Genomic DNA, 13434 nt, shown 5'->3' on the forward strand with positions numbered 1-13434 from the left:
TAGAACTTAAGGGGAAGATATGAAAACGCCGGCGGAGCATGCCGCCGGCGTTTGGGGGAAGTTAGTCGCCGGAACGGTAGTTCGGCGCTTCCTTGGTGATCTGGACGTCGTGCACGTGCGATTCGCGCATGCCGGCCGAGGTGATCTCGACGAATTCCGCTTTCTCGCGCAGCTCGTCGATGGTGGCGCAGCCGCAGTAGCCCATGGACTGGCGCACGCCGCCCACCAGCTGGAAGATGATCGCCAGCACGCTGCCCTTGTAGGCGACGCGGCCTTCGATACCTTCTGGCACGAACTTGTCGGCCTTCATGGTGGCGTCCTGGAAGTAGCGGTCGGCCGAGCCGTCCGACATCGCGCCCAGCGAACCCATGCCGCGGTAGGACTTGTAGGAGCGGCCCTGGTACAGGATCACTTCGCCCGGCGCTTCTTCGGTGCCGGCGAACATGGAGCCCATCATCACGGTCGATGCGCCTGCCGCCAGTGCTTTCGAGATGTCGCCCGAGAAGCGGATGCCGCCGTCGGCGATACACGGCACGCCGGTGCCGGCCAGCGCTTCGGCCACGTTGGAGATCGCGGTGATCTGCGGTACGCCCACGCCTGCCACGATACGGGTGGTGCAGATGGAGCCAGGGCCGATGCCGACCTTGACCGCGTCCGCGCCGTATTCCACCAGCGCCTTGGCGGCCGCTGCGGTGGCGATGTTGCCGCCGATGACGTCCACGTGCGGGAAGCGGGTCTTGATCCACTTCACGCGGTCCAGGATGCCTTGCGAGTGGCCGTGGGCGGTGTCCACCACCAGCACGTCCACGCCGGCCGCAACCAGCAGCTCGATGCGTTCCTCGTCTTTCGCGCCCACGCCCACGGCCGCGCCCACCAGCAGCTTGCCGTGCTGGTCTTTGGATGCGTTCGGGTGCTCGGTGGACTTCTGGATGTCTTTGACGGTGATCAGGCCGCGCAGGTTGAAGGCGTCGTCCACCACCAGCACGCGCTCCAGGCGGTGCTTGTTCATCAGGCGCTTGGCTTCGGTCGTGTCTGCGCCCTCTTTCACGTACACCAGCTTGTCGCGTGGGGTCATCTTGGCGCGTACTTCAGCGTCCAGCTCCTGCTCGAAGCGCAAATCGCGGTTGGTGATGATACCAACTACTTGTTTATCCTCTACCACCGGGAAACCGGAAATGCCATACTGCTCGGTCAGCTTGATGACTTCGCGGATCTTCATGTCCGGCGGGATCGTGATCGGATCGCGCAGCACGCCTGCTTCGAATCGTTTTACGCGCGCCACTTCGCGGGCCTGGTCTTTCGGCTTCAGATTCTTGTGGATGATGCCGATGCCGCCTTCCTGTGCCATGGCGATCGCCAGGCGGGCTTCGGTCACGGTATCCATCGCAGCCGACAGCAGCGGAATATTCAGCGAGATATTGCGGGTCAGGCGAGTTTTCAGAGACGTATCCGCAGGCAGAATATTGGAGTACGCAGGGACGAGGAGCACGTCATCGAAGGTGAGTGCTTTTTGAAGTAAACGCATAGTACGATTTCCTATAGGCGCAAAAGTCGATTATACAGTAAGTCACGTCCTACGTCTTTACCCCGGGGAAAAATGGCCGGGCGGGTTGACAGCACTGGCAAAGCATGGAAATCTGCCGCAAGGAATAAAGGGATCTATCCACCATGAAACTTTACCGAACGGCCCAGAGGTTGCCACTGCTGCTGCCGCTCCTGCTGGCGCTCGCTGCGCTGCCGATGCTGTCCCACGCCCAGTATATGTGGCTGGATGAAAAAGGCATGAAGCAGCTCTCCGACCAGCCGCCGCCGCCGTCGGTGCCGCAAAGCCGCATCCTCAAGCAGCCGCGCGGGCAAGGCATGGCCGCGCCGGCAGCCGGCGTCGCGGCTAGCGCTGCCGCCGAGGGCACCGCGCCGGAGGGCACCGAGGCCAAGGTGAAGCGCCCGCCCACGCTGGCCGAGCGCAACGCAGACTTCGCGAAGCGCAAAGCCGAAAGCCAAGCGGCCGAGCAGAAGGCCGCGCAGGAAGCGGCGCAGCTGGCCGAGCGCGCCGCCAATTGCGACGCCGCGCGCAGCAACCAGGCCGCGCTTGACTCGGGCATCCGCATCACCGAATACGACAAGGACGGCCAGCGCGGCTTCCTCACCGACGAGCAGCGCGCCGAGCGCGCCAGGCGGACGCAAAAGACACTCGCCAATTGCGCGAAATAAGGCGCCGCGGCAGTATAGAATGATGTTACCGCTACCAAACACCAAGAAAAATACCGGATGACCAAACCATATAATGGCAAGAGCCGCGCCAGCGGCCGCGTAACCCTGGCTGCAGTTGCAGCACGCGCAGGCGTGGCGACGATGACCGCCTCGCGTGCCATCAGCCAGCCCGAACTCGTCTCGCCCATGCTGCGTTCGCGCGTCGAACTGGCGGTGGAGGAACTGGGCTACGTGCCCAACCGCGCCGCGCGCGCCCTCGCCTCCTCGCGCTCGAACGTGATCGTGGTGCTGGTGCCGTCCCTGTCGAACGCCGTGTTTACGGCCGTGCTGCAAGGCATCCAGGACGCGCTCGATCCCTACGGCTACCAGATCCTCATCGGCAACACACGTTATTCGGATGCCGAAGAGGAAAAGCTGCTCAACGTCTACATGCAATCGAATCCGGACGGCATCCTGCTGTCGGGCATGTCGCACAGCAAGGGCGTGCAAAAGATGCTGGAAACCTCGCGCACGCCGGTGGTGTCGATGATGGACCTGTCGGCCGATCCGGCCCAGCTGTCGGTCGGCTTCTCGCAAGTGCAAGCCGGCTACACCATGGCGCGCTACCTGATCGACAAGGGCTACAAGCGCATCGGCTTCATGGGCGCGCAGCTCGACGAGCGCACCATCAAGCGCGCCGAGGGCTACCGCAAGGCCATGGAAGAAGCCGGCCTGGCCGACCCCAGGCTGGAACTGATGGTGGCGGACCCGTCCACGATTGCCCTGGGCGCCGAGCTGGTGGGCCGGATGCTGGCGGTCGTGCCGGACCTGGACGCCATTTTCTGCTGCAATGACGACCTGGCGCACGGCGCCATCTACCAATGCCAGCGGCGCGGCATCAGCGTGCCAGAGCAGCTGGCCATCTGCGGCTTCAACGACCTGCCCGCCTCGGCCTGGATGAATCCCTCGGTGACCACCATTGGCACGCCGCGCTACCGCGTCGGCTTCGAAGCGGCCACTCTGCTGCGCAGCGTCATCCGCGGCGAACAGCCGCCCGCCCAGCAGATCGACCTCGGCTTCACCCTCATGGCCCGCGAAAGCGCCTGACCCCATCCCCGCCTTCCCAGGCAACAGCAAGCTGAGCCGCATGTCCTACAAATTCGGGGTCAGACCCCGATTTTGTAGGACATGCGGCTCAGTTCGGCTGGATATTTGTGCGGCGCAGCATCGAAATCGCTTTACATTTTTTCGGGCCGCGTTAAACTTCGGCCACTGATAGCGCTAACAGTTAGCGCTACCAAACCGGGCGAAATATGACAGGTAAAACGAAAACCAGCCGTTGGGTTGTGATGGGCGTGTGTGGCTGCGGCAAGAGCTCGGTGGGCGGCCGGCTGGCCGAAGCGATCGGCGCGAGATTCCTGGAGGGCGACGCCTTTCACTCGCCGGCGAACGTCGCCAAGATGTCGGCCGGCACGCCGCTGAACGATGCCGACCGCGCGCAGTGGCTGCTGCAGCTGATGGCGGAGATCCGCAACGCGCGCGAACGCGGCGAGAGCCTGGTGCTGTCCTGCTCGGCACTGAAGCGCCGTTACCGCGACCTGCTGCGCGAGGGCGACCCGGAACTGCGCTTTGCCCACCTGAACGGGGACCGGGAACTTATCGCTACCCGCATGCTGGCCCGTATCAACCATTACATGCCGCTGTCCCTGCTGGACAGCCAGCTGAACGTGCTGGAGCCGCTGCAGGCGGACGAGGCCGGTATCACGCTGGACATCCGCAAAGAGCCGGCGCAGCTGATCAGCGACATCCTTAGCAACAACAATCAATAACTAAAGCCTTCACGGAGACAAGATGCTTACTACCCGTAACAAGATTCTCACCACCTCGCTGGTGGCCATGGCCGCCCATATTTCCAGCGCTTACGCGGCCGATGAGCCGCAAGCCGCGCCAGCCGCGCAGTCTGCGCAAGGCGCAGCGAAGGCGGCCGACAACGGCAACGTGGCCGAGGTGATCGTCACCGCCACCAAGCGCTCGACTTCGCTGCTGAAAACCCCGCTGGCGATCACGGCCCTGAGCGGCGCCGCGCTGGACGATGCGCACGTGAAGAACCTGGAGGACCTGACCCACCTGTCGCCGAGCTTCCAGGCCACCAGCCAGGGCGACCACGCGGTGCTGCTGCTGACCATGCGCGGCATCGGCAACGACGGCGCCAAGACCGAGCAGGCCGACCCCGAAGTGTCGGTCTACGTGGACGGCGTCTATTCGCCGCGCGCCGAGGGCGCCACCGCCCTGCTCTACGATATGGACCGTGTGGAAGTGATGCGCGGCCCGCAAGGCACGCTGTGGGGCCGCAATTCCACCGCCGGCGCGGTGAACATGGTGACCGCCAAGCCGAAGTTCGGCATGACCGAGGGCAGCGCCGAGCTCACCGTGGGCAATTACAACCGCACCGGCACGCGCTTCATGTACAACCTGCCGCTGTCGGATACCTTCGCGCTGCGCGTAGCCTACGCCGGCGAGTCGCACGACGGCTATGTGGATTATCAGCAGCCGCCGAATATCCCGGGCCTGGACAAGAACGCCTTCGTCACCAGCGGCGATAAGTACAACGCGCAGGACCAGAAGGCGCTGCGCCTGTCGGCCGCCTGGCAGCCGACGGCCAGCCTGCGCACCGACCTGTCCTTCGAGACCTTCCGCGACGACGGCACGCCGTCCATGAACCTGAACCAGGAGCCGCGTCCAGGCGAGAAGCTGTGGTCGGCGCTGATCCAGATCGCGCCTTACCTGCACCGCAAGGTGGACACCATTCGCACCCGCACCGACTGGAACGTGAACCAGGATATCGACCTGGCCTTCATCGCCGGCGCCCAGCGCACCGACGGCGCCATGCAGTTCGACGCACGCGGCGGCTATACCGTCCCCACCAGCAATACCACCGGCGGCGTGCTGCGCAACACTCGCATCAACTGGGAGCACTACACCAACGCCAGCGCTGAGCTGAACCTGAAATCCGCCGGCAAGAAGACGGTGGACTGGCTGGTGGGCGCCTACGTCTTCCACGAGAAGGCCGGCATCCGCCTGGACCAGCCGGCATGGTCCGGCACCCAGGCCGGCTATGGCTGCACCACCTGCGGCTGGCCGGCCCTGACCCAGAACAGCTTCGTGCAGCCTAACCAGGATACCAAGTCGCACGCCTTGTTCACCCAGGATACCTGGAACGTGGCGGACAACTTCCGTATCACCGGCGGCTTGCGCAAGACCTGGGACGAGAAGCACAATCGCGGCGGCACCAATTTCTATTGCCCGACCACGCAGCCCGGCACCACCAAGCCCTGCCTGCCGATCACGGCGCAGGACGATCCGCGCACCGTGGGCTTCGTGCCCAATCCGTCGGTGATCGGGCCGGACGGCAAGCCGGCGCTGAACAACGAGGGCCAGCACAAGTGGAGCAAGCCGACCTGGCTGCTGAAGGCCGACTATGACGTGACCAAGGACATCATGGCCTACGCCAGCGTGAGCACCGGCTACAAGTCCGGCGTGCTGACCGACGGCGGCGTGCACACGGCGCCTGAAACGCTCACCAGCTACGAGCTGGGTGCGAAGGGCAAGCTGATGGGCGGCAAAGTCACCTGGGCCACCTCGCTCTATTATGCGGACTTCAAGGGCTACCAGATCTCGGTGCCGACCACCTTCCCGAACGGCGCCAGCTTCCTGCTGACGGCCAACGCGAAAGGCGCCACCGCCAAGGGCTTCGAGGGTGAACTGACCGCGCGCGTGACGCCGGTGGACACGCTGAACGTGGCCATGTCCATCCAGCGCACCGAGATGGATACGCTGCTGACGGCGGACCCGAACAACTCCAGCTACAACACCCTGCCCGGCCCGAACGGCGGCAAGGTGCGCGACCTGAAGGGCAACGAGCTGCCGCACGCGCCGCACTTCTCGCTGAACGTGGGTTATCAGCACCATTTCAACCTGGATAGCGGCGCACGCATCTCGCCGCGCATCAATACGCACTACGAGACCGCGAGCTGGCTGGACGTGTTCAACGACGGCGCGCCGGACCGCCAGAAGGCATACACTCGCAGCGACTTCACCGTGCGCTACAAGCCGGCCGGCGACAAGCATTGGCAGGTGGAGGCTTTCGTGCAGAACCTGGAGAACAAGGACATCAAGACCACGGTCAATATCGTGAACCTGCCGCCGGCAGCAAGCGACCGTCCGGTGTGGCAGGCGATGTACCTGGCGCCGCGCACCTATGGCGTGCGGTTGACGGCTGATTTCTGATCGGCTCAGCAACGGCGGGTTACGCGGTTCCCGCTAACCCGCCCTACGAACCGCCAACGGCAGGACCGTGGCGGTACGAACCCCCAACGGAATTACCGTGGCGGTATGAAACCCCGGCGGCATTACCGTGTCGTGGGGCTGTAGGGCGGGTTAGCGAAGCGTAACCCGCCGCGCTCCGCCAATACATTAAACTCGCCATCGTCCCCTATCACCGAAAGCACTCCGTGGCTGCAGTACTCAACACTCCCTTGTCGTGGCGCGAGAAGTTCAGCTACGGCATTGCCGATATGGGTTTCAATTTCTATTGGACCAATATCGCCACCTTCCTGCTGTTCTTCTACACCGACGTCTTCGGCATCTCGGCAGCCGCGGCAGCCTCCATGCTGTTCATGATCAAGATCGTCAACGCCTTCACTGACCCGCTGATCGGCGCGCTGGCGGACCGCACCACCACGCGTTTCGGCAAATTCCGTCCCTACCTGGTGTGGATGGCGCTGCCGCTGGGCACCGCCGCCGTGCTCACCTACACCACCCCGGACCTGGACCACGACGGCAAGATCGCCTGGGCCTACGGCACTTATCTGCTGATGATGGTCTGCTACACCGCCATCAACATCCCCTACAACGCGCTGTCCGGCGTCATGTCCGGCGACCCGCAGGAGCGCTCCACCATCAACGGCCTGCGCTTCATCTTCGCCTTCGCCGGCAGCACCCTGGTGACCGCCGCCACGCCCTTCCTGGTGCGCCTGCTGGGCGGCGGCGACGATGAACGGGGCTGGCAGCTGACCATGCTGGCCTGGGGCCTGGCCGCCTCCGCGCTGTTCGCGCTCACCTTCTTCAACACGCGCGAGCGCATCGCTCCCGCCGCCACGCAAAAGAGCAACGTGGCGCAGGACATCCGCGACCTGGCCCGCAACGGCCCCTGGCTGGTGCTGTTCTTCCTGGCGCTGATCATCATGATCACCATCACGCTGCGCACCTCCACCGCCGTTTACTACTTCAAGTACTACGTGGGCCGCCCCGAGCTGATGGCGACCTTCGTGCCGGCCTACATGATGGCCGCAGCGGCAGGCGCCTCGCTCACGCCGCTGATGACGCGCCACGTGGACAAGAAGAAGCTGCTCATCATCCTGATGGGCTGCACCACCGTGCTGTCGAGCGCCTTCTTCTTCGTCGGCAAGGACCAGGTGTGGCTGATGTATGCGCTGCAGATCGCGCTGGGCTTTGTGCTCGGCCCCAAGTCGCCGCTGGCCTTCTCCATGTATGCGGACACCGCCGACTACAACGAGTGGCGCACCGGCCGCCGGGCCACCGCCATGACCTTCGCCGCCGCCACCTTCTCGCAAAAGCTCGGCACGGCGCTGGCGGTGGCGGTGATCGGTTCCCTGTTCACGGCGCTGGGCTATGTGCCCAACGCGGCCCAGAGCACCGGCTCGCAGGCGGGCATCGTATGGCTGATGTCGCTGATCCCGGCGTTCTTCGCCGGGCTGGCGGTGGCCGTGATGTTCTTCTACAACCTCGACAAACAAAAACTGGCGCTGATCCAGTCCGAACTGGCCGTCCGCAAGGCCGCGCTGTAAGCCCAAGCTATTCCGGAGATACCCATGCTACGCCCTACCCACGATGGCGACCGCTACGAACTGACCAGCCCCACGGCCATGCCGAAGGCGGGCGGCTTCCTGTGGAACCAGAAAATGATGATACAAGTGACCTGCCGGGGCTACGCCACCGCGCAGTTCATGCAGCCCGAGCCTGCCAAGTATGCCTACGCGCCCAATTTGGAGGCCAAGACCTTCATGCAGCCGGAGCAGAATTACTACGCCCACCACCCGGGCCGCTTCGTCTACGTCAAGGACGAGGAGACCGGCGAATTCTTCTCCGCGCCCTACGAGCCGGTGCGCGCGCCGGTGGACAGCTTCCGTTTCTCGGTCGGCAAGAGCGACATCGAATGGACCGTCGAGCACCTCGGCATCCGCGTCGAGCTGACCCTGAGCCTGCCCACCCAGGACGTGGTGGAGCTGTGGTCCGTCAAGGTGGTGAACCTGTCCGGCCGCCAGCGCAAGATCAGCGTCTATCCCTATTTCCCCATCGGCTATATGTCGTGGATGAACCAGTCCGCCGAGTACCGCGTGGACCTGGGCGGCGTGGTGGCCAGCTGCGTCACGCCGTACCAGAAGGTGGCGGACTACTTCAAGAACAAGTTCTTCAAGGACCGCACCTACTTCCTGTGCGAGAGCCCACCCGATTCCTGGGAAACCATGCAGCAGGCCTTTGAGGGCGAAGGCGGCCTGCATGCGCCCTCCGCCGTGCAGCAAGACGAACTGTCCCGCAGCGACGCGCGCTACGAGACGCCCGCCGCCGCCGTGCAGTACCGCCTGACGCTGGACGGCGGCGCGGCGCGCGAGCTGCGCTTCATCTTTGGCCCGGCCTTCGACGACGCCGAGATCCGCGCCATGCGCGGCAAGTACCTGAGCCAAGCCGGCTTTGCGGAAGCCCGGCGCGACTACGCGTGGTACATCGAGCAGGGCCGCGGCGTGCTGCAAATTGAAACGCCGGATGCGGAACTGGACAATTTCGTCAACAACTGGCTGCCGCGCCAGGTGTACTACCACGGCGACGTAAACCGCCTCACCACCGATCCGCAGACCCGCAACTACCTGCAGGACAATATGGGCATGAGCTTCATCAAGCCCCAGGTGACGCGGGCGGCCTTTGTGCACGCGCTGTCGCAGCAGGAGGCCAACGGCGCCATGCCGGACGGGATCCTGCTGGTCGAAGGCGCGGAGCTGAAGTACATCAACCAGGTGCCGCATACCGACCATTGCGTGTGGCTGCCGGTCTGCCTGAAGACCTACCTGGACGAAACCGCTGACTACGCGCTGCTGCGCGAAACCGTACGCGGCGAGGACGGCACGCAGCAGACCGTGTTCGAGCGCATCTCGCGCGCCATGGACTGGCTGCTGGAGGCGCGCGACGAGCGCGGCCTGAGCTACATCGCCCAGGGCGACTGGTGCGACCCGATGAATATGGTGGGCTACAAGGGCAAAGGCGTGTCCGGCTGGCTGACGGTGGCCACGGCCTACGCGCTGAACCTGTGGGCGGACATGTGCGCCCAGGTGGGCCGGGACGAGCGCGCGGAGCACTATCGCGCCGGCGCGGCGGAAGTGAACGCCGCTGCCAACACCCACTTCTGGGACGGGGACTGGTTCTCGCGCGGCATTACGGACGATGGCGTCACCTTCGGCACGAAAAAGGACAAGGAAGGCCGCATCTGGCTCAATCCGCAAGCCTGGTCCATTCTCGGCGGCGCCGCCAGCGCGGAGCAGCGCGCCAAAATGCTTGTGCAGGTGGACGAGCAGCTCGGCACCCCCTACGGCGTGGCCATGTTCGCGCCGCCGTTCAGCGCCATGCGCGAAGACGTGGGCCGCGTCACGCAGAAGCATCCCGGCTCGGCGGAAAACGGCGCCGTGTACAACCACGCTTCCGTGTTCTACATCTACAGCCTGTACACCGTTGGCGAAAAGGACCGCGCCTATAAGCTGCTGCGCCAGATGATCCCCGGCCCTACCGAGGCGGACTACCTGCAGCGCGGCCAGCTGCCGGTATTCATCCCCAACTATTACCGGGGCGCTTACCACCAGTACCCCAAGCAGGCGGGCCGCTCCAGTCAGCTGTTCAACACGGGCACCGTGTCCTGGGCCTACCGCTGCTTCATAGAAGGCCTGTGCGGCCTGCAGGGCGACGCGGACGGCTTGCGCATCAACCCGCAGCTGCCGGCAGGCTGGGACGGCATCAAGGTCACGCGGCTGTTCCGCGGCGCGAAGTTCGTGCTGAACATCCGCCGCACCGACGTGAAGGAAGTGATGGTGATGCACGCCGGCCAGTTCCTGCCGTCCGCCCACATCGCCAACATCGCACCGGGTGCCACCTACAACCTCAGCGTGTTCGTGCCGGCATGACGGCCCGCCGCGCAGCGCGCTCCGGCGCCGGATGGATCGCCGCAGTGGCGCTGGCCTGCCCCGTGCAGGCCGCGCCAAGCGCCGATGAGCGCGCCGCGCGCGTGGTGGCGGACATGACGCAGGAAGAGAAGCTGCGCCTCGTCTTCGGCTACTTCGCCACCGATTTCCCGCCGAAGAAGCACCTGGCGCCCAAGGAGGCGCGGCGCGACTCGGCCGGCTATGTGCCGGGCGTGCCGCGCGCCGGCCTGCCGCCGCAATGGCAGGCGGACGCGGGCATCGGCGTGGCCACGCAGAGCAGCTCCACCCGGCCGTATGAACGCACGTCGCTGCCGTCCGGCCTGGCCACCGCCGCCACCTGGAACCCCGCGCTGGCTTACGCGGCCGGCGCCATGATAGGCAAGGAGGCGCGCCTGTCCGGCTACAACGTGATGCTGGCGGGCGGCGTAAACCTGATGCGCGATCCGCGCAACGGCCGCAATTTCGAGTACGCGGGGGAAGACCCGCTGCTGGCGGGCGTGATGGCGGGCGAGCAGATACGCGGCATCCAGTCCAACCACCTCATCGCCACGGTCAAGCACTTCGCCTACAACGGCCAGGAAACCAACCGCTTCACGGTGAGTTCGGAGCTGGACGACGCGGCGGCGCGCGTGTCCGACCTGCTGGCCTTCCAGATCGCTATCGAGCGCGGCGACCCGGGCGCCGTCATGTGCGCCTACAACCGCGTGAACGGCGTGTACGCCTGCGAAAGCCCCTACCTGCTCAAGGAGGTGCTGAAGCAGGACTGGAACTTCCAGGGCTACGTGATGTCGGACTGGGGCGCCGTGCACTCCACCATCCCCGCCGCCAACGCGGGGCTGGACCAGCAGTCCGGCTGGCCCTTCGACAAGTCCGCGTATTTCGGCGAGGCGCTGGGCGAAGCCGTCGCCAACCGGCACGTGCCGGAAGCGCGGCTGGACGACATGGCGCACCGCATCGTGCGCGCCATGTTCAAGCACGGCGTGATGGACCACCCGGTGGCGGCCGAACCGGCCGGCGGCATCGACTTCGAAGCGCACGCCGCCGCGACGCAGGCCGCCAGCGAAGAGTCCATCGTGCTGCTGAAGAACAGCGGCGCCCTGCTGCCGCTCGCAGCCGGCACGCGCGCCATCGCCATCATCGGCGGCCATGCGGACAAGGGCGTGCTGTCGGGCGGCGGCTCGTCGCAGGTGCATGCGCACGGCGGCATGGCGGTGCCGAACGAGGGCCCGGCGCATTTCCCCGGCCCCATGGTGTACCACCCGTCCTCGCCCATGCAGGCGCTGGCCGCGCGCAGCAAGGCGCGCCTCACTTACCTGGACGGCAAGGACATCGCCGCTGCCGCCACGCTGGCCGCCGCCAGCGACGTGGCCATTGTGTTCGCCACGCAGTGGACCGCCGAGAGCGTGGACGCCGCCTCGCTGTCGCTGCCGGGTGCGCAGGACGAATTGATTGCTGCCGTGGCGCGCGCCAATCCGCGCACGGTGGTGGTGCTGGAAACCGGCGGCCCTGTCACCATGCCCTGGCTGGACAGCGCGGGCGCCGTGCTGCAGGCCTGGTATCCGGGCACGCGCGGCGGCGTGGCGATTGCGCGCGTGCTGACGGGCGAAGTGAACCCCTCCGGCCGCCTGCCCGCCACCTTCCCTGCCGCCGAGGCGCAGCTGCCGCGCCCCGCCATCCACCCGGACCAGCAGCGCGCCGACTACAACATCGAAGGCGCGGCGGTCGGCTACAAGTGGCACGATCTCACGGGCCGCAAGCCGCTGTTCGCCTTCGGCCATGGCTTGTCGTACACCAGTTTCGCCTACGGCGGCCTGGCGGCGCAGTTCAGGGACGGCGCGCTGTCGGTCTCTTTCATGGTGAAGAATACCGGGCCGCGCGCCGGCAAGGCTGTGCCGCAGGTCTACCTCGCGCCGGCGGCCGGCGGCTGGGAGGCGCCTAAGCGCCTGGGCGGATGGGACAAGCTGGCCCTGCAGCCGGGCGCCAGCGCCAGCACGACGCTGACGGTGGACCCGCGCCTGCTGGGCGTGTACCACAGCGCCAGCAAGACCTGGCGGATCGCCGACGGCGAGTATGTGATCACCCTGGCCAGCGCCGCCGACGCACCGGCCGCCACGGTGCACGTGCGTCTGCCCGCCATCACCCTGGACGTCCGCGGCCGCCGGCTGGCGCCCCGCTAGCCGCCGCGTGGCAAGCAGCCACCCGGCGGCGCGTCCGCCACCTCAGTCGTAGTCAAGCTGGGGATACCAGTCCTTGCCCCGCCCTGCCGGGGTGAGGTCGAGGATGTTCCACAGCGGCGTGGGGTCGGGCGCCAGGCGCGGATCCTGGCCGGGGTCCTGCGTGCCGCCCGCCTCAGCACCCCAGAAGTGACGCACCTTGTCACCATCTTTCACCCACACGTCGAACGCCGGCCACTCGCTACCGTCCGGCGCCAGGCCGCGATAATCGCGCGCGAAATCGTCGCCCACGGTGGCATAGAACTTCAGGTTGCGCCAGCCGCGCTCGCGCGCAAACGCCAGTTGCCGCTCCACCGGGGAGCGGCCCAGCACCGCCAGCGCCACCTTCTGGGTGATGTCGCGCGCCGGAATGTCCAGCGAGCCGAGGAAGGCCGTACACATGGGGCACGGCCGCTCGCGCTGCGGGCCGTACATCCAGAAGTAGGTCACCAGCGTGTCGTGCTTGCCGAACAGCGCGGCCAGCGGCACGGTGGCCCCATTTTCGTCCTTGAACAGGTATTCGCGCGCCTCGCCGCCGGGCGGCAAGGCGCGGCGCTGCTCGGCCACGCGTTCTATATGGCGGCGCAGTTCGACTTCTTCCGCCAGCAGCGCGGTGCGCGCGGCGCGGTATGCGGCGCCGTCGTTGGGATAAGGCTTGCTCGCGGCGGCGGCGAGTTCCGAGGCGGGTTTGAGCTGGTTCATCGCGGACTCCGGACGAAGTAGTGGATCGCGCCACGGTATCCGGGCCGAAGCCAGTTCACTGTGCG

9 protein-coding genes are annotated in these 13434 nt (G+C 66.1%); 7 read left to right on the forward strand and 2 right to left on the reverse strand.

What is annotated here, in order from left to right:
• Window positions 1-61: 61 nt before the first annotated feature.
• Window positions 62-1525 carry an IMP dehydrogenase gene (gene guaB / locus ASC94_RS03460; RefSeq protein ID WP_056390746.1) on the reverse strand — a complete coding sequence of 488 codons (1464 nt, stop codon included), beginning with the start codon at window positions 1523-1525 and terminating at the stop codon, window positions 62-64.
• 143 nt (window positions 1526-1668) lie between these two features.
• Between guaB and ASC94_RS03465 the strand changes: the two genes are divergently transcribed.
• The 7 genes from ASC94_RS03465 to ASC94_RS03495 all read left to right on the forward strand — a co-directional run bounded on the left by ASC94_RS03465 (window position 1669) and on the right by ASC94_RS03495 (window position 12631).
• Entirely contained in the window at window positions 1669-2211 is a 543-nt protein-coding gene (locus tag ASC94_RS03465; protein ID WP_056390747.1) for a DUF4124 domain-containing protein, read from the forward strand.
• A 57-nt stretch (window positions 2212-2268) separates the two neighbouring features.
• Window positions 2269-3297 (forward strand): LacI family DNA-binding transcriptional regulator, encoded by a 1029-nt coding sequence (locus tag ASC94_RS03470; RefSeq protein ID WP_056390750.1) that lies wholly within the window; start codon window positions 2269-2271, stop codon window positions 3295-3297.
• Between the two features lie 242 nt (window positions 3298-3539).
• Window positions 3540-4019 carry a gluconokinase gene (locus ASC94_RS03475; RefSeq protein ID WP_082616122.1) on the forward strand — a complete coding sequence of 160 codons (480 nt, stop codon included), beginning with the start codon at window positions 3540-3542 and terminating at the stop codon, window positions 4017-4019.
• Between the two features lie 22 nt (window positions 4020-4041).
• Window positions 4042-6477, forward strand: coding sequence for a TonB-dependent receptor (locus tag ASC94_RS03480; RefSeq protein ID WP_056390756.1), 2436 nt, complete (start codon window positions 4042-4044; stop codon window positions 6475-6477).
• A gap of 224 nt (window positions 6478-6701) precedes the next feature.
• Entirely contained in the window at window positions 6702-8057 is a 1356-nt protein-coding gene (locus ASC94_RS03485) for an MFS transporter (protein WP_056390757.1), read from the forward strand.
• A gap of 24 nt (window positions 8058-8081) precedes the next feature.
• Window positions 8082-10436, forward strand: a complete 2355-nt coding sequence (locus ASC94_RS03490; protein WP_056390758.1) for a GH36-type glycosyl hydrolase domain-containing protein — start codon at window positions 8082-8084, stop codon at window positions 10434-10436.
• Window positions 10433-12631 (forward strand): glycoside hydrolase family 3 protein, encoded by a 2199-nt coding sequence (locus ASC94_RS03495; RefSeq protein ID WP_056390759.1) that lies wholly within the window; start codon window positions 10433-10435, stop codon window positions 12629-12631. The genes ASC94_RS03490 and ASC94_RS03495 overlap by 4 nt, the downstream gene beginning before the upstream one ends.
• A 42-nt stretch (window positions 12632-12673) precedes the next feature.
• Here ASC94_RS03495 and ASC94_RS03500 read toward each other — a convergent pair whose 3' ends face one another.
• On the reverse strand, window positions 12674-13369 hold the full coding sequence (locus tag ASC94_RS03500; RefSeq protein WP_056390761.1) for a DUF899 family protein: 696 nt from the start codon (window positions 13367-13369) through the stop codon (window positions 12674-12676).
• Between the last annotated feature and the right edge of the window lie 65 nt (window positions 13370-13434).

Origin of the sequence: Massilia sp. Root418 (genome assembly GCF_001425265.1) — a bacterium.
In the GTDB taxonomy this organism is placed as follows: domain Bacteria; phylum Pseudomonadota; class Gammaproteobacteria; order Burkholderiales; family Burkholderiaceae_D; genus Rugamonas.